Below are 18,934 nucleotides of genomic sequence, written 5' to 3' on the forward strand. Positions count from 1 at the left end.
GTCTCATTTTATGTGCGTTATGCTACTAAATTTTATAAAATTTATGGTTTTTAATTTGTAACAACGAATAATTTTTAGTCAATAAATTAAGCTTAAATTTGAAATATATATCTAGTTTCTAATTGGTTATGGATAGAAAGACGTATTTCTGCGATTGTTTAAAATAATTAAAAAAAACTACACAATGATGAAATTAAATCTATTTATAAAGAAATAGTAACAAATTGAAAATAATCATAAAAAACACATAATTTAGAGATCTTGGTCGTTACTTTTACGATTTTCACCTTTAGTTTTTGTAATATTTGTCTATGGTATAAAGATTATTCAATGAACAAAGAGAAAATAGTATGAAAGCTCAAGCCATTTTATTTTTGTCTAGCGTGCTGACGGTATTTTCAAGCCCAGTTTGGGCTGGTGATGCTGAAGACCAACGTATTATCAATGCAGCAAAACCTGCCTCAGTAGCGGTCGCGTTAAAAGTGGCAAAAGATACACCAGTTCAATTAACGGGTACGATCGTAGCGCAAGTTAAGCATGAACATTACCAATTAAAAGACCAAACAGGCGTGATCAATGTTGAAATTGATGATGACTTGGCGAGTGCAGCACAGCTTAAAAATGGCACAAAAGTCCGAGTGATTGGTGAAGTGGATACCCATCGCTATAAAGCTAAGGATATTGATGTGGTAAAAGTTGATATTCTAAAATAAGCAGAAAAGTTATATAAAAAATCATTTAAAAAAACGAGTTTTGGCTCGTTTTTTTAATGTATGTACCCGTTGCGATGTTTATAAACATTCAAAAATATCTTGGATGGTTTTCATCAACCAACGCCGTGCCACGATATCATCGCTACGTTTAAACCAGTTTTGACTGACTGAAAATGAATCCGTTTTAAAGGGCAATTCGAAGCATTTTACATTTGCAATTTTCAAATAATACTGCGCTGCTCTAGATGGAAGTGTAACCAAGAGATCACTCTGATCAAGTACACCTTGCAAGACACTAAAATGTGGAACTTCTAAAACAATATTTCGATAAAATCCCATTTCTTTTAATGTCTTATCGACTTGGATATGCCCAGTTGAGGATTTGATCGCAACATGTTTTTCCTCTAGATATTGGGTTAAAGAAAGCGTTTGCGCTAGACGAGGATGATCTTTTCGTGCCAGACATACATAACGTTCTTCAAACAATGTATGTGTTTCAATATTGGGCATGAGGGTAAATTGCCGATTAAAGACAGCAACATCTAAAAATCCATCAATCAACCAATTTTCAACTTTATCAGATTGAATTTCTTCAATTTCTATTTTGATATTAGGGGCTTGTACAGCGAGATAACTCACAAGATGCGGTAAAAGGCATATTTCACCAATATCGGATAGCCCAATACGAAAATTTTTATGCGATGTTTTCGGGTTAAAATCTTGCACTTCAGCGATGGCTGATTCGATATTATAAATGGCTTTTTTAAATGTAGGATAAAGCTCGCGGGCAATTTTGGTTGGTTCTACACCAACGCGACCTCGTATAAATAATTGATCATTCAACTGTTTTCTTAAACGATTGAGATTATAAGTCACAGAGGGTTGACTTAAATTTAATCGATCTGCAGCATGACTGATATGTTTGGTTTCATAAATTGTCACAAAAACTCGTATAAGGCCAAGATCCATTTTTTGCCTCTAGGAATTAAAGATGGGAGTTCATCCTGAACTCCCATCATAAGGTGAAATCACCAAAAAATAAAAATACTTCGTGAAAAACTGCTGAAAATCCATTTATTTGCATCACGACATATTTTTAATTACCTACAGCGCGCAGGATTCTTTACTTTGTTCTTGTTGAAAATATTGTGTCAGTTGGTTTTGAATGATTTGGAAATCTTGTTGCAGATCATGTTCCCATAACCAATCAAAGCGATGTGTGAGATGTGTGCCGATACTATCGAAATCAGGATATTCACCAGAATAAAGCTCATAAATTTCACCCGATTCACGTGAAGTACGTTGGACTTTGCATGCACGTTCTAAGCGTAAATCTTGGTAAATTTCCGATATTTTCGGGAGAGCTTCTCGATTGATTTGAGCATTTTTAAACAATTCTACGAGCACGGCTGCATCTTCTAAGCCCTGTCCTGCGCCAGCGCCTTGATGCGGTAACATCGCATGTGCTGCATCACCGATGAGAATGACTTTCCCTGATTGGCTTTGATAGCTATTTAACTCATCGATTTCATGTAATGCCCAAATGGTTGGATTATCGATTAAATCCAAAAGTGCGATACAGCTATCACTCCAGTCTGAGAAATCACTGAGCATTTGCGCTTTGCTCACTGGTTGGGTCCAAGCTGTATTCTCAGCAAGTTGCGTATCATCGCGATTTGATTTAAACGCCACGATATTGATTTCTTCGCCCTGACGAATCGGGAAAGTTAAGATATGTTTGTCTTTTCCGAGAAACATTTGCGGTACATCGGCAATTTCGGGATCATTCTGCAAATTTTGGATGGCATTTTTATAGTCTTGATATTTTATGATGCCTCGATATGCCCAAGTCCCTGAAAATTTTGGATAAACTGGAAGTGCTTGCTGAGATGAGAGCACATACTGACGTACGTTTGAATGTATGCCATCAGCACCAATGAGATAGTCGCAACTGGCTGAACTACCATCTTGAAATGTGAGAATAATTTCTTGATCATTCTCAGAAATTGATTGAATTTTTTTGGAAAAATGCGCATTTTCTAATGGCATACGAGCAATAATTGCATCTAAGAAATCTGCACGATGTACTGAAGATTGCCCGACATTTTCAGCCAATGATGCTGATAAAAATTCATCGGTATAGCCATTTCTCCACTGAAACCAGACATCGGTATAGGGTGCAGCGACTTTATCTGCAATAGCATGATATTCTTCAGATAAATCGAGATGTTGAATGGCATTGACTGCATTTGCACCAAAAGAAATCCCGGCACCAATTTCAGAAAATTGTGCTGCTGCTTCATAGAGCTGTACATCTAAATGTGAATGCTTAACCAATTGGGTTGCAAGTGCTAATCCCGCAATGCCACCGCCAATAATCGCAACACGTACAGGTGCTTCCATGACCTGATTCCTCTAAATTTTCGTATTGCTTGTATCTTTGACGATTTTTTTTAAATAATCCAATTGATATTTTTTGATTCAAGTTATCTAAAATTTAAATAACTTGAATTTTTATTTTAAGAGTGTTGAGCTTGCGTGAGTTTGTTATGTTGTAGTAGTAGATATAGGCAGAGTAAGCCCATTCCAAAACAGAAACTCAGTACACCTGTCATTAAACCAAAATGGTCTGCTAAAAAACCTACAGCAATAATAGGAACGATCGTGCCTAAATAGGCAAGAAATAGATAGGTCGATACAACAGCGGCACGATTTTCAGTTTTAGTCATGTGATGCACCAGCGCAAATGCACCCAATAAACCAAAACCATGTCCCACACCCACTAAAATATCGCTAATAAAAAATAGCGTACTCACATGAAATATCATGCAAATAGACAATAATATATAGCTTAAAATTAGGGTACAAAGACCGATATTGAGGGCACGATGCATCGACATTGATTTGGCGATAAACTGAGATACGGCAGAAATTAATAAAATACTGGCAATCGCCGTACCACTGACCAAAGGTCCATGCCAAGGAATAACATCTTTGATAAATGACGGTGCGAGTGATGCGAATAGGCTAAATGATCCGAAGGCACAAAAAGCAGTGAAACTTGCAACATAAAAAATTGATTTATATTGTGTTTCTGGAAGTTCTAAATGCGGAGCAATCGAAAATTTTTGTGTTTCAACTTGAGCTGTTTTGATTTTAAATAAACTAATTAAACTCAAAATTGCGCCAAAAATCACAGGAATATACGGCGTAAATAATGGTCGCATACTCAATTCAGCAATCACACCACCAATAAAAGGTCCCAATCCAAAACCAATCACCGTAATAATGGAACTCAGTTGCGGAGCACTTTCTTTGTGCGATTGTGGAATAGTGTAGATCAAACCTAGCATGGCAGATGTGCTGATTAAGCCAGAGGCAATGCCGATAATAAATCGCCCAAAGCCCAAAATATATGCATTACTCGCATAAGCCGACAAAATCAGTCCGATAATGGCAAAAAATAATCCACTTTGTAGCGTTTTAATATAGCCAAAACTATTACTTGAACGACCTAAAAATAATAAAGTCGTCAAGCAGCCAAACATATATGCCACGAAAATAAAGGTAATATGGCTAGGGAGTAGATGCCATGATTCCTGATAAATCGGGTATAGGGGGCTGGATAACGCTGTACCAATTGTACCAATACAAAGCGCTAGGCTGACCATTAAAAAGGGTCGCCATGTTTGCTGATTCATAAGTTTAGGCTTTTGAGATGAAAATACCAATCTAAAAATAGACTGGTATAAAGAAATTTGTGGATTGTATTAAGACTAAATCTTAGTCAAGATTAGGTCAATTCTATTTTTTAAAAAAGTATTTTATATGAGTTATATAACGTAATTCAGATTATCGAAATCAGTCATTTTAATACACTTTTAAATGAAGATTTAAGTGAAAGTTAAAATGATTTTAGATGGTTAAAAATTAAATAAAACTTAAGAATATCGCTTTAGCAATTTTAAAAATTCAAGTAATTCGTGTTCATCTACTTGGCTTTGATCTTGGATGACGTGATGACGTAAATGTTGTTCAATCAGTTCATTCATTAAACCATTCACTGCACCTTTGATCGCTGCAACTTGCTGTAAAACATCTATACAGGAGTTGTGCTCATTTTTAAGTGATTCTTCAACTGCATTCATCTGACCTTGTAGACGTTTTACACGATTTAAGATTTTTTTATCTTGATGTAAATGGCCCATGCTTGTCTCCACAAATTTCTATACTCCCTTATAGTATAATTTTAAAAATATAAATATACTAAGGGGGAGTATATTTGGGGTATTCAATATGCAGTTCCAAGCAATTAATCGAAAGCATTCACATCATTTTGATCAAGGTAATCCTTTGGCTGAAAAGAAAATTTTAATTGCCACGATATTGACTGGCATCATGATGGTTTTTGAAATTGCTGGTGGTTGGATTTTTAATTCTATGGCACTGCTGGCTGATGGTTGGCATATGAGTTCACATATGCTGGCCTTGGGATTGGCTTATATAGCTTATCGTGCTGCTCGACATTTTTCAGAAGATCAACGCTTTAGTTTTGGTACTTGGAAAATTGAAATTTTAGCGGGATATAGTAGTGCAATTATTTTAATGATTGTGGCACTTTTCATGCTTTTTCAGTCAGTTGAACGAATCATAGCACCCGTTGCCATTCATTTTAACGAAGCTATTCCTATTGCGATTATTGGTTTAATTGTCAATTTAATTTGTGCATGGTTATTACATCAAGGTGGGCATGAGCATAGTCATGGTCATAGCCATGATCATGGACACAACCATTCACATCATCAACATGATCATCATGACTTAAATCATAAGGCAGCATTTTTACATGTCGTTGCCGATGCTGTAACTTCTGTTTTAGCAATTTTGGCACTGTTTGCTGGAAAATATTTCGGGTGGGATTTTCTTGATCCTGTATTGGGAATTGTGGGTGCATTTTTGGTGGCGAATTGGTCTTGGAGTTTGATACGTCAGACTGGAAAAACTTTGCTGGATGCTGAAATGGATGAACCGATTGTGGATGAAATCCGTGAAGTGATTAAACAATTTGATCAGCAGATCAAGATCACTGATTTGCATGTATGGAAAGTGGGAAAAGGCAAGTTTTCATGTATTTTAGCTTTGGAAATACCCAATAAATCGTTGACAGCAGACCAAGTCCGCCGTGCATTAGCTATTCATGAAGAGTTGGTACATATATCGGTTGAAATCAATCAGACAGGAACATTTTCATTCGTTTCACGTGGAACGGTTTGAAATCGAATCGCTTTTTTATGACAAGATTCATTAAATCCACAGAACTAAATGTATTTTAGATTTAAAATAAGCAGTATATTTTGAAAGAACCAAACGAAATGTTAAATAAATTGTTGCCAATCGTATTGGGGATGAGTCTTGCGAGCTTATCCTTTGCAAGCCCAGATAGTGTGAAATATAAATTAACTAAGCAATATCCAAATGTCAAAATAGACAACTTAAAAAGCACAGAGATGCAAGGTTTATATAGTGGGACTTTGGATAATCAAATTGTTTATGTTGATGAAAATGCAGAACATATTTTTATAGGCTCTATGATTCGATTAAAGGATCAGCATAATTTAACCAAAGATTTAGTTTTAAAGAATAAACCAAATTCAGGTGAAATTGATTTTAATAGTTTGCCAAAACAGGATGCAATCAAAGTGGTAAGGGGGTCTGGGAAACGCCAGTTAGCGATCTTTTCTGACCCAAATTGCCCATATTGTAAGGCTCTTGAAGGTAATCTAGCAAAGTTGAATGATGTCACAATTTATACTTTTATTTATCCGATCAAAGCTGAGTCGATTATTCCTTCAAAACAAGTTTGGTGTTCTGCAAATAAAGAATATGCTTGGAAAAGTTTACTACAATATTCAATTAAACCTTCAGCCCCTGCCAATTGTGAAACACCAATTGAGCGTAATTTAGAATTAGGTCGCCGTTTAGGATTAAATGGTACTCCTGCCATTATATTTTCAAATGGTACGAAAGTAATGGGAGCTTATCCAGCTGAAAAAATTGAACAAATTTGGAAGCAATTAGGATTATAAATCGCAAAAAAAAGATCATCGCCTTGATGATCTTTTTTTATTTGAGGTTAATATTTGAAAATTAAACAATTTATCCAGTTCTTCGAGCGATAAAATTATAGATAAATAACACAATAATCGCACCGACCACTGATGCAATAAAACCTGCAGATGCATTTTCACCATACCAACCGAGCATTCGTCCGAGATATGTCGCGACCAGTGCACCAACAACGCCGAGCAATGTTGTCATGATAAAACCTAATTTATCATCTCCAGGATGTATAGCTCTGGCGATCAAACCTGCGATAAATCCGACGACAATTGCAACAATAAGTGACCACATAATCGTTCTCCTTTGTTGTTATCTATTCTGTGATTCGTGAGGAATTGATTCCCCAATATGATTGATCAAACAAACAAAAGTTTGAAGTATTTGATTGAAAATTCATGTTGTTTTTTTGTTCAAGGTCGAGTTTTAGGTATTTAAAATGCATTTTTAAATTCAAAAAATAAATGCAGCAGACGGCCCTAAGTTGATTTATATATTCTTATAGACATCAAAAAGCGGCTTATTTAAGCCGCTTAAATCTTTAACTGTTATGTTAAGTTAAATTAAAGACCAATTTCACCAATAAATGGAAGATGGCGATATTTTTGATCATAGTCTAAGCCATAACCAACGATAAACTTGTCTTCAACTTCAAAGCCTAAAAATTTAACATCGAGATCAATTTCACGGCGAGAAGGTTTGCTGACCAAGGTACAAAGCTCAATCGAATTTGGTTGACGCGTTTGTAAAATTTCAAGGACTTTACTTAAAGTATTACCAGAATCGATAATATCCTCAACAACAAGCACATCGCGATCACGAATTTCGCCGTCCAAGTCTTTTAAAATTTTAACATCACGAGTGGAGGTTGTACCGCCGCCATAACTAGAAACTGTCATAAAATCAAGTTCATGGGTCTTATTGATCGCACGGCACAAATCGGCCATAAAAATAACCGAGCCACGAAGTAGACCGATTAAAACCAATTCTTTATCGCTATTGGCATAATGCGCATCAATTTGTTTACCGAGTTCTTTGACTTTCGCTTGAATTTCTTCAGTTGAAATCATCACTTTCATATCAACGGTCATGGAAAGATACCTAAAACAACAATGCAAAAATAAAAAAGGCGTTGACCAGCAACACCTCTAAATTAACTCAATTTTAAAACATATCATGCCAATATGCATCAATTTTGACAGCTTTTAATGTAATTCGTCCTTTTGCGGCTTAGAATCCCGCTTTAAAACCAAGGCACAGGTCGTTATTAAAACAGCCAAAAGTACAATCTTGGTTTTGGATTTTTTATCCGTTTGTTATTTGCGCATAAACTTTTTGACCATATATATAGGTTGCTTGAATATTGCGATCATCACCAATAGTCATGAGTGCGAATAAAGCATCTTCTATATTTTTTGCATGTTCCTGACGCAATTTTTGCAATGCTGTTGCTTTTAAATTTAACACCACGAAATCGGCTTCTTTTCCTAGATTAAAATTGCCTAATTTATCATCTAAATCCAGTGATTTTGCACCACCTAATGTCGCTAAATATAACGATTCAAAAGCTGATAATTTTTCTCCTTGAAGCTGCTGAACTTTGTATGCTTCATTCAATGTTTGAAGATGGCAAAACGATGTTCCAGCACCGATATCTGTGCCCAATCCAACTTTTACTTGTTTATCCCATGCTTTTTTTAATGGAAATAATCCACTCCCTAAAAAGAGATTGGATGTCGGACAAAAGGCAATTGCAGAGTCAGTTTGATGCATGCAGTCCCATTCATGTTCTTCCAAATGTACGCAATGTGCAAAGACAGAGCGTTGCCCCGTTAAACCATAATGGTCGTAAACGTCGAGATAACCCTTTTGTTCAGGAAAGAGTTCTTTTACCCATGAAATTTCATTTTTATTTTCACTTAAATGCGTATGCACATATACATCAGGATATTCAGCTTTGAGTTGACCTGCTTTTTGCAATTGTTCCGCAGTAGAGGTTGGGGCGAAACGAGGAGTGATTGCGTATAGCGCACGACCTTTACCATGCCACTTTTCGATTAGTGCTTTAGATTCGCTATATGCTTGTTCAGGAGTATCGAGTAGTTCGTCTGGTGCATGACGATCCATCATGACTTTTCCTGCGATTAAACGCATTTGATGACGTTCTGCAGCTTGGAAAAGTGCATCGACTGATTCAGGATGAACAGTACAAAAAACTAAAGCTGTTGTTGTTCCGTTTTTAAGTAATTCTTCAACAAAAAAATGTGCAATTTTGTCGGCATAAGTACGGTCTTTAAATTGAATTTCTGTTGGAAAAGTATAGGTATTTAGCCATTCTAAAAGCTGTTCACCAAATGCACCGATCATTTCAGTTTGTGGAAAATGAATATGGGTATCGATAAAGCCAGGTACGATGAGTTGTTCTGGATAATGCTCAACTTTTAAAGTATTCGGCAGATGTTTTTCACCTTCTTTCCAAGTTCCAAACCACGTGATTTTTCCATTTTCAGTAATAAGAAGCCCATCTTCGATATAGCGTACTTGATTGGCTATATCAGCTGCTTGGGTAACAGTACTTTGAATATCTAGAAAACGACCGCGAATCGCCTGTTTAGAGTTTTGGGAAGACATGAAAAACCTGCAAGTTATATTTTTTTCAGTTGATTGTACCTGAAAAAGTGAACACGATTGTATTTATATGGGTTTGATGCAAGCCAAATGTCTTTTGTATTGGAGCAAAGTTTTTTTAAATTTTTATCTATAAATCAATGAAAAGATGGATAAATAATGTTATTTATCCATTTTTGTGTTAAACAATTTTGCGTGCAGGCGGTAAATTTAAACTGCTGAGGTCTGGATTGAATAAAGCTTTATTTGTTGCTTCAGTGAGTTCAATTATATAACCAGGAGCTAATTCCAAACGACCTTGTGCACCCATGATATTAGGGGTGCGTTTTTGTAAAATTGGAATATTATTTTTTGCAGCTTTTTCATAAACCGCTTCAATATCATCTACAACAAACATTGTTCGAGTATTTTGGATAAAATCAGGCAGTTTTACTCGATTTTCTGGTGCAATAACGACTAGAGAAACATCTCCTAAAATTGATTGAAGCCCAACAACCAAAAGATTGAAATATTCTTCCAATCTAAAAACATATTCAACATTGCCGTCGAAGAAATCAATATAATTACGAATATATTGTTGTTCTTGACCTGGCTCAAGGAATAAACGCTCATATGGGCCTGATACAAGGTGTTCTGCAAAGATACTATTTTCTATTTTACTCATTGTATTTTCCTGATATTAAATTTTTTCATTCTCAATACTACTTAATAAGTTAGTACACTTTTCCCCTTTGTATGACCTTCTAGAATGTCATGATATGCAAGTTGTACCTCAGTAAAAGGATATTCACGACTTACAATCCAGCTAAAACGACCATCAGCTACACGATCAACAACATATTTTAAATTTGCTGGATTTCTTTTTACCCAAACTGCTTGGATTTTACTTGATGATAATTTTTTACCAGCAATAGAGCCCATAAATCCATTTGTTTTCACGGTAGCTAAAGAGGTTTCAGTTGCTTCTTCATTGCCTATGAGGTCGATTGATGCATCAAAAGGTTCGGGATGGATTTCTTTAAGTCGTTCAATTAAACCTGAACCGTAAACAATAGGGGTTGCACCTAATTCACGAATATAATCTTGATTGTGTACAGACGCTGTTGCGACAACATCAATACCTTTTTCTTTGGCTAATTGAATGGTTACTGAACCAACACCACCAGAGCCACCGTGGACTAATAATGATTGAACTGGTCCAATTTCATCTAAAATGGTCATTGCTGTTTGTGCAACACCCGCTAAAGAACCCGCAACAGACCAACTCATATTTTCAGGTTTTTTTATTAGATTGTTTATGTGAACATCAATCACCGTAGCGTGTGTGAAGTTTGTACCAGATCCAAGAACTTCATCGCCAACAGACCAGAGTGTTTTGTTTGAGTTAATTTCAGCAATCACGCCTGCAAACTCAGTTCCAAAAGTTTGTGGTAAAGATGAATGTTTAAACTCACCTGTCATACGGCGTGCGTCAATTGGATTTATGCCAGTCGCTTTCACCTTGATACGTGCCATACCTTCTGCTAAAGGGGGTAAATCATGGGTAATAAGTTCTAATACATCAGGTGAACCATATTGGCGAGCAATTAAGATAGTACTTTGCATTTCTTATCCTTTTTGAAATCTTTAAATGTGTATGTTTAGGTTATATTTATTTAATTTTGATTATAAGATCTAAAAATAGATCACATTATTCTATAAATAAGATTAAGCTAAAAAGAATAGATGATTTTTAAGAAAATTCTTTATGATCAAGCATGATATGCAAAATACTTTAAAAGAAAGACTCATTGTTTTGCTTTCATCACAGCCTTGGCTAATGCAGCGATTAGAATACTTACACACCCTTGATGACAATGCTTATTTGGCAGCAGGTGTTATTCGTAACACGATTTGGAAACTTTTACATGATCAACGATGTGAAATTGATGGGAAAGAAATTGATGTTGTTTTTTATGATAAATCAGAAAATAATCATGAAAAATCAAACTTTTTAAAAGAGAAATTAGCCGAAAAATATCCTGAAAATGAGTGGGATGTTATCAATCAAGCTTTTGTGCATACGTGGTATAAAACATTGGAAGGCAAATCGATTGCTCCCCTAACTTCACTTGAACATGCTCTTTCATTTTGGCCAGAAACAGCGACGGCAATCGCTGTTCGTATAAATCAAAATGACCATTTAGAGATCGTTGCACCTTTTGGTTTCGAAGATTTATTTCAACTCAAACTCAGATGGAATAAAAATTTAGTTAGCCATACAGCTTTTATGCAAAGAATTACTAAGAAACGCTTTTTGCAAAGATTTCCAAAACTCACCCTGATTGATGAGTAAATTTTTTAAATTTAACTATCACGTGATAATGAAAGAAAAAAGGAAATGATATAAAGATCATTTCCTTTATTTTTACTTCAAAAAATCATGAATTTTCTATACTTTGATTTTTATTGTTATAACGAATAGATAACCAAGCTGTAATAGCGAGAACAATCACGATAAAACTCAAGGAAATCCAAATCGGCATATGGAAAACATCAAGTAATAGCATTTTTCCACCAATAAACAGTAAGATAATGCCTAGACCATAAGGTAAATAATGCATTTTCGATGCAGCACCAGCAAGTAAAAAGAACATTGCTCGTAAGCCTAAGATTGCCATTAAGTTTGCAGTAAGAACAATAAATGGGTCACTTGTGACTGCAAAAATTGCTGGAATAGAATCGACTGCAAAGATCACATCGGAAGCTTCAACCAAGATTAAAACAAGTAATAACGGTGTCGCGAACAAGATACCATTTTCACGTACAAAGAATTTATCCGCATTAAATCGTGGTGAAATACGGATATGGCGACGCAACCATTTTAATAGTTTCATATCCTCGATATTTGGATTTTCGTCGTCCTGCCCTTTTAGGAATTTAATTCCCGTATACACTAAAAATGCACCGAAAATATATAAAATCCATGAGAATTCTTGAACGAACCAAGCACCAATAAAGATGAAAATGGTTCTTAAAATAATCGCACCGAGTACGCCATATAACAATAATTTTCTCTGTAATACGGGCGGAATTGCGAAAGCAGCAAAGATCATCAGCCATACAAAAACGTTATCAATAGCTAAAGATTTTTCAAGTAAATAACCTGATATATATTCTAATGTTTTCTGGTTTGCGATCGCTAAACCAACAGTTTGTTGTAAGTAATACCACAATCCAGCAGCAAATAGCATCGCGACGGTCACCCATGCGATACTCCAGCCAGCCGCTTTTTTTAAAGAAACAGGTTGATCTTTTTGCTGTTTAAAGCCTAAAAAATCAATTGCGAGCATCACTGCGACAATACTAAAAAATACTGCATACAGCCAAAAATTGCCAATAGAGTCCACTTTATCCTCCTCATCTGACAATTTGGCCATAAAAAAACCTTGACCAGCTGCCAGATGGATTTCATCTGTAACAACATGATCAAGGTCTTGCCTACATTATCGGAGGATAATGCTCAGTCACCGACTTTTTTCGAGAAAAAGTGTATTGACGATAACTGACACGTAAATTTAATTTCTTACGTTTTGGGAGGCTACTCCCCTTGTCTAATCTGTGTATAGAAATGAGTACATTTCTAAATATTTGCAAAGAATGTCACACTTTTTAACTTTCTGCAAATTTAGTTTATTATTCACATAATTAAATCTGCAAATATGAACCTCAGTAATTAAGTTAAAAAATTAATTTAAAAATTCATTCACTTTACAGGTATATGAATATTCACATTATGATTTGACAATAAAATCAGCTCTATTCACGAGAATAATCGCCAAAATTGTTCCTAAGGCTGCCACGATTCCTCCAACAACACCAATATATTGAAGCCCCCAATGTGTGGTGACGATACCTCCAAGTAAGGCTCCACCTCCGATACCGACATTGTAAAGGCCTGAATAGATTGCCATAGCCACATCAGTTGCATCTTGGGCAAGATTGAGGGTTTTGGCTTGTTGTGCGAGGCTAAAACAAATAATGCCTATACCCCAAAACATACTTAAAGAAATCAAACTGAGCGCACCCGCTGATAAGGGGATAAGCAATAACATGGATATCGCTAAACAAAGGCTACTCATTGGTATAGCAAGTTTAGGATATTTGCCACCATATTTACCAAAGAGATAAGAACCCATAAATCCTGCTGCACCGTAAACCAATAATAAATTTGTGGTTTGTGAAGAACTTAGATGAGCAATATTGAGTGCAAAAGGTTCAATATAACTGTATGCAGTAAATTGGGCTGTAATGATCAAGATCGTTAAAATAAATACGATGACGAGACTTGGTCGCTTAAAGATCACACCAAGACTGCTAAATGAACCCGAATTTATGCTGGGTAATAAGGGTAAGGTTTTTGCCAAAATCAAACAAACAATGGTCGCAAAAACGGCGATTAAAGCAAAAGTATTTCGCCAACCATAAGTTTCTCCAATCATTCGCCCGAAAGGAATGCCAAGTACCATTGCCATCGCGGTGCCTGTTGAAAGTAGGCCTAAGGCTTGTAACTCTTTACCCTTTGGCGCAACGCGGATAGCTAAAGATGCGGTAATAGACCAAAATACAGCATGTGAAAAAGCGATTCCGATCCGGCTACCCAATAAAACGTTAAAATTCCATGCAAAATAAGACAGAATATGACTCATAATAAACACGATAAATAACATAATGAGCAGTGATCGACGTTCAAATTTTCGGGTCAAAAGCATCATCGGTAATGATGCCGGCGCAACGACCCAGGCATAGATTGTGATCATCATCCCTACATCTGTGACAGGCATACTAAAACTTCGTCCGATATCACTGAGCAATGCGACAGGGATAAATTCAGTCGTATTGAAGATAAAGGCTGCGAAAGCCAAGCTAATGACGCTCACCCATTGCTGGGTTGTATTGGGGGCTGATTCGGGAGAAGTTGCAGACATGACAAATTCGATGAAAAATGATTGTTAAATTTTAAGTATCTTTAGTGATAAAGTTAAGACTTAAATTGCGGTGAAAAAGATTTCTTTTGATAATGAAAAATTAAGTGAAATATAACAAATTAAAATCAAAGGTTTTTGAGTATAGTTGAGCTAGATACAAGGGAGTGTATTTAACCATGGGCGAAATATTTGCCATTATTCTACCCATATTCATCATTATTTTATTTGGGTATTTATGTAGAACATCAGGCAAGTTAGGTAGTACGGCAGCTTCAGAGATCAATAAAGCTGTGGTATGGATTTTCTTGCCTGCTCTACTGTTTAAAATATGTGCAAATTCACATATTTCCGAGCTATGGCAACCGCAATTTTTTATCTCTTATACCCTTGGTTGTATCCTGATTTTTGCGTTAATTATGTTTTGGAGAATCTGGCAAAAACTTGATTTAACGACTGCGAGTATTGATGGTCTGAGTGCTTCCTATGCAAATGTCGGATATATCGGTATCCCTTTTTGCGTGTTGCTGTTTGGGGAAAAGGGTTTAAAACCTGCCATGATTGCAACGTTAGATGTGGTGGTCATCCTGTTTGCGATTTCTGTGGTGATTATTGAAATTTCACAACAAGCCAAAGCCAATGTTTTTTCTTCGATTAAAAATGTCATGCTGGCTTTGTTGAAAAATCCGATTATTATTGCACCAGTTTTAGGGTTTTTATATGCTTGGTCTGGTCTTGGAATTGCTAAACCTTTCATGCATTTGTTGGAAATGCTTGCCCTCGCGACGTCGCCATGTGCATTGTTGTCTTTAGGGCTGTTTTTAGCTGAAAAGAAACCTGCGATCATGAATCGCTCATTTATTCCTTTGGTTGTGGCGAAGTTGATTTTGCAACCTTTGCTTACAGCTTTTTTTGTATTCTATATTTTTGATCTTCCTAAAATGTGGGCGCAAAGTGCAGTAATTTTAAGTGCTTTACCAACGGGAACAGGTCCTTATATGCTGGCTGAACTTTATCGTACTGAAGCAAAAACAATATCAGAAACAATACTTTGGTCCACGATAATTTCAGTATTTACACTTTCTATTTTACTGATGTTATTTCAATAAAATCTCTAGTTTTCATATTTTATTTTTACAAAACAAATTGTGCATCGACAAAAAAACGCAACATTATTTTGTCAAAATTTATGGCAAGTTGATGTGCTATGAAAATATAAGGAAATAAAAAATGTTAGAAATCAAACATAAGTTAAATGGGCATAAAGGCGAATTTTTTATTGGTGAAGATAACCATCACCTTGCTGAGATGTCATATAGCTGGGCTGGCGACGATAAAATCATTATTGATCATACCGTGGTGAATGATGATTTAAGAGGTCAAGGTGTAGGTAGAAAATTACTGGATAATGTCATTGAACTTGCACGTGAAAAACACGTAAAAATTATTCCCCTTTGTCCATTCTCAAAAGCAGAATTTGCAAAAGATTTATCGATTCACGATGTTTTGAAAGATTAAAAACTCTGATACATTCAAGTCGGTATAACTTTGAGTGAGTCAAATATGCAAATTCAACATCAAGATGATGCACAACAAGGCGAATTTTTTATTTTGAATGATCAAGGTGATCGAATCGCTGAGTTTAACTATATTTGGCAAGGTCCTGAAAAGTTCGTTGCAAATCATACTTGGGTAGATGATTCATTGCGTGGTCAAGGTGTTGCGCGTAAGTTATTGGATGCAGCAGTAGAATTTGCACGACAAAAACACGTGAAAATCGTACCTATTTGTTCTTATGTGGAAGTAATGTTTCGGCGTGATAAAAGTTTAGCTGATGTTGCTGCTTAACGATCGATAAAATACAATTTTATTGAAATTTTTAAAATGAGTCTAATCGTGGTTAGACTCATTTTTTTAGAATTTCTATTCATTACTCAGTATGTTATCAATCATTTTTTTAATGACATTTTATTAAGAAAAATAGCACGGCTTTCGGTGCTAAAATTTCGTTTATATTGTAGGAATAGTTTTGTGAAAAATATTCCAAGTAAATAACTCACACTCATCACCAATAGCAGTAAGCGATCATTCAAAACAAAATAAACTGCAAAAATCACAGCAAAAAGTATAGCTTCATAAGCAATCGATTTTAGATATATTTTTGCGATTATGCCTAACAGTAATGTTGAAATCACAATATTGGGGAAATCTCCTAGATTTAAATGATTGAATATGATCAAAACAATCAAGTAAGTTATTGCTAATGCTACGATTATAAATAAGTTTTTTATCATCAAAATTCTCCAAAAAAACTCCCCAACATTCGGGACAAATGTTGAGGATGAAGAAAGAAACTCGTTAATTTTTAAGCTTGTTTTATCATTGATATTCTATAAACTTTAATTGCTAAAACTAGTCGTAGTTCACTAAAATAGCTGTGAGAAAATAATTACAAATGATTATTTTTTAATCAAAAATAAGATGTGAAAATGGTGAAGTCATGAAAATAAGATTGTGTTATTCAAGTTTGCGAGTAGAAACGGAACAAGATTTATTGCAGGATTTAAGTGATATTTTAGTGACGGCGAGATCATTCAATGCAGAACAGCAAATTTGTGGTGTTTTATATTATGCACAAGGCGCTTTTTTTCAATGTCTAGAAGGTGAGAAGAATGCGGTTGAAGCTTTATTTGAAAAAATAAAAATGGATCCTCGACATAAGCAAGTACACCAATTTCAAAATATCGAGATAGAAAAAATTTCATTCAAACAATGGTCGATGAAATATGTGAAGTTTGAAACAAAAATAGGTCACTTTTTTAAAGATTTAGGCTTTCAAAAATTTGAACCAATGCATTTAAATACCCAAAATATTCAAGATTTTGTTGATATTTTATTGAAAACGGCCAGCGCTGAACCTCCTCCAAAAGCAACAACGGGTTATCAAAATCGTGGCTATCAAAACTTTTTTTAGTTCTATTTTTTCGTAAAAAAAGCTCACATTTGTGAGCTTTTTTTATTTTTAAGCTTCCAATTATTTTGCTTTTAATGCTGCAATGAGCTTTTGATGCAATCCACCAAAACCACCATTGGACATCACAACCACCGCATCCCCCTCACCTGCTTCTGCAACGACAGTTTGGATGATGTCATCCAATGTACGTGCAATGACAGCTTTATTCGGTGCTGCATCAACGACAGGCTGTAGATCCCAATCCAGGCCTTCAGGTTGATACCAAATCACTTCATCCGCTAAACGCGCTGAATGTGCGAGTCCATCTTTATGGCTACCCATACGCATTGTGTTTGATCGTGGTTCGATGATTGCCCAAAGTTTACGACCATTCAAACGTTTATGAGCACCATCTAAAGTGGTCTCAATCGCTGTTGGATGGTGTGCAAAGTCATCATAGATCTCGATGCCATTGACCGTATCTAAAAGCTCCATACGGCGTTTTACACCACCAAAATTAGACAAAGCTTCACATGATTGTTCAATCGAAACGCCGACATGCTCAGCCGCTGCTATACATGCCAAAGCATTGGCTACACTGTGTTGCCCAGTCATTGTCCATTGCACAACGCCTTTATATACGCCGTGTTGTAAGACTTTAAAATGTGAACCATCTGCAGAAATTAGTTCAGCATACACTTCGGCTTGATCATTGGCTTCGAGTGAGGTGCGTACAACAGGTGTCCAACATCCCATTTCCAAAACTTCATCAATATTGCTTTCAGTAATCGGTGCAATAATCCGTCCTTCACTTGGAATAGTACGGACGAGATGATGGAATTGTTTTTGGATCGCTGCCAAATCATCAAAAATGTCAGCATGATCAAATTCTAAGTTATTTAAAATCGCTGTTTTAGGATGATAATGTACAAATTTAGAGCGTTTATCAAAAAATGCAGAGTCGTATTCATCAGCTTCGACGCAGAAGTATTTTCCACCGCCTAAACGTGCACTTTGGCTAAAACCAAGTGGTACACCGCCGATTAAAAAGCCAGGATTTAGACCTGCTTGATCAAGTACCCAAGCCAGCATTGTTGTCGTCGTCGTTTTACCATGTGTACCTGCAACGCCTAATACGTGTTTGCCTTGCAATACATGATCTGCCAAAAACTGCGGACCAGAGATATATGGCAATCCTTCATTGAGCATGTACTCAACAGCATCTATGCCACGTTTCATAGCATTGCCCACGATCACGAGGTCTGGATGGGGTTGCAAATGGCTACGATCATAACCTTGCATCAATTTGATGCCTGCATTTTCAAGTTGGGTTGACATTGGTGGATAAACATTTTGGTCAGAACCCGTTACGGTATGCCCTAAATCTCGTGCCAAAAGTGCTAGTGAACCCATAAAGGTGCCACAAATACCCAAAATATGCAGATGCATTCGTTCTCACTCCACTGCTTTTATAGACACATCACTTTGTTGTGGTGGTGTTGTCGTTATTGATTCGATTTAAAGGCAACGATAGCAAGGCTTTGCCTGAAAAGATAGTG

21 protein-coding genes are annotated in these 18,934 nt (G+C 36.0%); 8 read left to right on the top strand and 13 right to left on the bottom strand.

Annotated elements, in window-relative coordinates; all coding sequences use genetic code 11:
• Nucleotides 1–350: 350 nt before the first annotated feature.
• Nucleotides 351–713, top strand: coding sequence for a NirD/YgiW/YdeI family stress tolerance protein (locus F960_RS21050; RefSeq protein ID WP_004871677.1), 363 nt, complete (start codon nucleotides 351–353; stop codon nucleotides 711–713).
• A gap of 78 nt (nucleotides 714–791) precedes the next feature.
• Here the strand turns inward: F960_RS21050 and F960_RS21055 are convergent, their stop codons facing one another.
• From F960_RS21055 to F960_RS21070, 4 genes are all read right to left on the bottom strand, one after another.
• Nucleotides 792–1,682: a LysR family transcriptional regulator gene (locus F960_RS21055; RefSeq protein ID WP_004871678.1), complete on the bottom strand. Its 891-nt coding sequence runs from the start codon at nucleotides 1,680–1,682 to the stop codon at nucleotides 792–794.
• Nucleotides 1,683–1,817: 135 nt separating this feature from the next.
• On the bottom strand, nucleotides 1,818–3,116 hold the full coding sequence (gene salA, locus F960_RS21060; RefSeq protein ID WP_004871680.1) for a salicylate 1-monooxygenase: 1,299 nt from the start codon (nucleotides 3,114–3,116) through the stop codon (nucleotides 1,818–1,820).
• 116 nt (nucleotides 3,117–3,232) lie between these two features.
• The gene (locus F960_RS21065) at nucleotides 3,233–4,414 is read right to left on the bottom strand and encodes an MFS transporter (RefSeq protein WP_004871682.1); all 1,182 of its coding nucleotides are present in this window, start codon (nucleotides 4,412–4,414) and stop codon (nucleotides 3,233–3,235) included.
• A 240-nt stretch (nucleotides 4,415–4,654) separates the two neighbouring features.
• Nucleotides 4,655–4,921: a metal/formaldehyde-sensitive transcriptional repressor gene (locus tag F960_RS21070; protein WP_004871687.1), complete on the bottom strand. Its 267-nt coding sequence runs from the start codon at nucleotides 4,919–4,921 to the stop codon at nucleotides 4,655–4,657.
• A gap of 88 nt (nucleotides 4,922–5,009) precedes the next feature.
• On the opposite strand from F960_RS21070, the gene dmeF reads away from it, so the two are divergent.
• Together dmeF and F960_RS21080 are read left to right on the top strand one after the other, a co-directional pair.
• A complete protein-coding gene (gene dmeF / locus F960_RS21075; RefSeq protein ID WP_004871690.1) occupies nucleotides 5,010–5,987 on the top strand; it encodes a CDF family Co(II)/Ni(II) efflux transporter DmeF in 978 nt (325 codons plus the stop codon).
• A 98-nt stretch (nucleotides 5,988–6,085) separates the two neighbouring features.
• Nucleotides 6,086–6,799 (top strand): DsbC family protein, encoded by a 714-nt coding sequence (locus tag F960_RS21080; RefSeq protein ID WP_020847073.1) that lies wholly within the window; start codon nucleotides 6,086–6,088, stop codon nucleotides 6,797–6,799.
• Between the two features lie 70 nt (nucleotides 6,800–6,869).
• Here F960_RS21080 and F960_RS21085 read toward each other — a convergent pair whose 3' ends face one another.
• From F960_RS21085 to F960_RS21105, 5 genes are all read right to left on the bottom strand, one after another.
• Nucleotides 6,870–7,124 carry a GlsB/YeaQ/YmgE family stress response membrane protein gene (locus F960_RS21085; RefSeq protein WP_004871698.1) on the bottom strand — a complete coding sequence of 85 codons (255 nt, stop codon included), beginning with the start codon at nucleotides 7,122–7,124 and terminating at the stop codon, nucleotides 6,870–6,872.
• Nucleotides 7,125–7,393: 269 nt separating this feature from the next.
• Nucleotides 7,394–7,921, bottom strand: coding sequence for a hypoxanthine phosphoribosyltransferase (gene hpt, locus F960_RS21090; protein WP_004871701.1), 528 nt, complete (start codon nucleotides 7,919–7,921; stop codon nucleotides 7,394–7,396).
• 214 nt (nucleotides 7,922–8,135) lie between these two features.
• Entirely contained in the window at nucleotides 8,136–9,461 is a 1,326-nt protein-coding gene (guaD, locus tag F960_RS21095) for a guanine deaminase (RefSeq protein WP_004871704.1), read from the bottom strand.
• A gap of 178 nt (nucleotides 9,462–9,639) precedes the next feature.
• Complete coding sequence (locus F960_RS21100) at nucleotides 9,640–10,122, bottom strand: hypothetical protein (RefSeq protein WP_004871706.1); 483 nt, start codon at nucleotides 10,120–10,122, stop codon at nucleotides 9,640–9,642.
• A gap of 41 nt (nucleotides 10,123–10,163) precedes the next feature.
• On the bottom strand, nucleotides 10,164–11,063 hold the full coding sequence (locus tag F960_RS21105; RefSeq protein ID WP_004871709.1) for an NADP-dependent oxidoreductase: 900 nt from the start codon (nucleotides 11,061–11,063) through the stop codon (nucleotides 10,164–10,166).
• Nucleotides 11,064–11,205: 142 nt separating this feature from the next.
• On the opposite strand from F960_RS21105, the gene F960_RS21110 reads away from it, so the two are divergent.
• Nucleotides 11,206–11,793 carry a nucleotidyltransferase family protein gene (locus tag F960_RS21110; RefSeq protein WP_004871711.1) on the top strand — a complete coding sequence of 196 codons (588 nt, stop codon included), beginning with the start codon at nucleotides 11,206–11,208 and terminating at the stop codon, nucleotides 11,791–11,793.
• An 85-nt stretch (nucleotides 11,794–11,878) separates the two neighbouring features.
• On the opposite strand, the gene F960_RS21115 is transcribed toward F960_RS21110, so the two are convergent.
• The gene (locus F960_RS21115; RefSeq protein ID WP_035374230.1) at nucleotides 11,879–12,847 is read right to left on the bottom strand and encodes a TerC family protein; all 969 of its coding nucleotides are present in this window, start codon (nucleotides 12,845–12,847) and stop codon (nucleotides 11,879–11,881) included.
• A 384-nt stretch (nucleotides 12,848–13,231) separates the two neighbouring features.
• Complete coding sequence (locus F960_RS21120) at nucleotides 13,232–14,425, bottom strand: sugar transporter (protein WP_004871717.1); 1,194 nt, start codon at nucleotides 14,423–14,425, stop codon at nucleotides 13,232–13,234.
• Nucleotides 14,426–14,601: 176 nt separating this feature from the next.
• Between F960_RS21120 and F960_RS21125 the strand changes: the two genes are divergently transcribed.
• From F960_RS21125 to F960_RS21135, 3 genes are all read left to right on the top strand, one after another.
• Complete coding sequence (locus F960_RS21125) at nucleotides 14,602–15,531, top strand: AEC family transporter (protein WP_004871720.1); 930 nt, start codon at nucleotides 14,602–14,604, stop codon at nucleotides 15,529–15,531.
• Nucleotides 15,532–15,652: 121 nt separating this feature from the next.
• Entirely contained in the window at nucleotides 15,653–15,940 is a 288-nt protein-coding gene (locus F960_RS21130) for a GNAT family N-acetyltransferase (protein ID WP_004871722.1), read from the top strand.
• 45 nt (nucleotides 15,941–15,985) lie between these two features.
• On the top strand, nucleotides 15,986–16,270 hold the full coding sequence (locus F960_RS21135; RefSeq protein ID WP_004871724.1) for a GNAT family N-acetyltransferase: 285 nt from the start codon (nucleotides 15,986–15,988) through the stop codon (nucleotides 16,268–16,270).
• 101 nt (nucleotides 16,271–16,371) lie between these two features.
• Here the strand turns inward: F960_RS21135 and F960_RS21140 are convergent, their stop codons facing one another.
• Nucleotides 16,372–16,716, bottom strand: coding sequence for a hypothetical protein (locus tag F960_RS21140; protein ID WP_004871727.1), 345 nt, complete (start codon nucleotides 16,714–16,716; stop codon nucleotides 16,372–16,374).
• A 206-nt stretch (nucleotides 16,717–16,922) separates the two neighbouring features.
• Between F960_RS21140 and F960_RS21145 the strand changes: the two genes are divergently transcribed.
• Nucleotides 16,923–17,396, top strand: coding sequence for a BLUF domain-containing protein (locus F960_RS21145; protein ID WP_004871730.1), 474 nt, complete (start codon nucleotides 16,923–16,925; stop codon nucleotides 17,394–17,396).
• A gap of 60 nt (nucleotides 17,397–17,456) precedes the next feature.
• Here the strand turns inward: F960_RS21145 and mpl are convergent, their stop codons facing one another.
• On the bottom strand, nucleotides 17,457–18,824 hold the full coding sequence (gene mpl / locus F960_RS21150; RefSeq protein WP_004871733.1) for a UDP-N-acetylmuramate:L-alanyl-gamma-D-glutamyl-meso-diaminopimelate ligase: 1,368 nt from the start codon (nucleotides 18,822–18,824) through the stop codon (nucleotides 17,457–17,459).
• Nucleotides 18,825–18,934: the final 110 nt, after the last annotated feature.

Origin of the sequence: Acinetobacter gerneri DSM 14967 = CIP 107464 = MTCC 9824 (assembly GCF_000368565.1) — a bacterium.
Classification (GTDB): Bacteria; Pseudomonadota; Gammaproteobacteria; order Pseudomonadales; family Moraxellaceae; genus Acinetobacter; species Acinetobacter gerneri.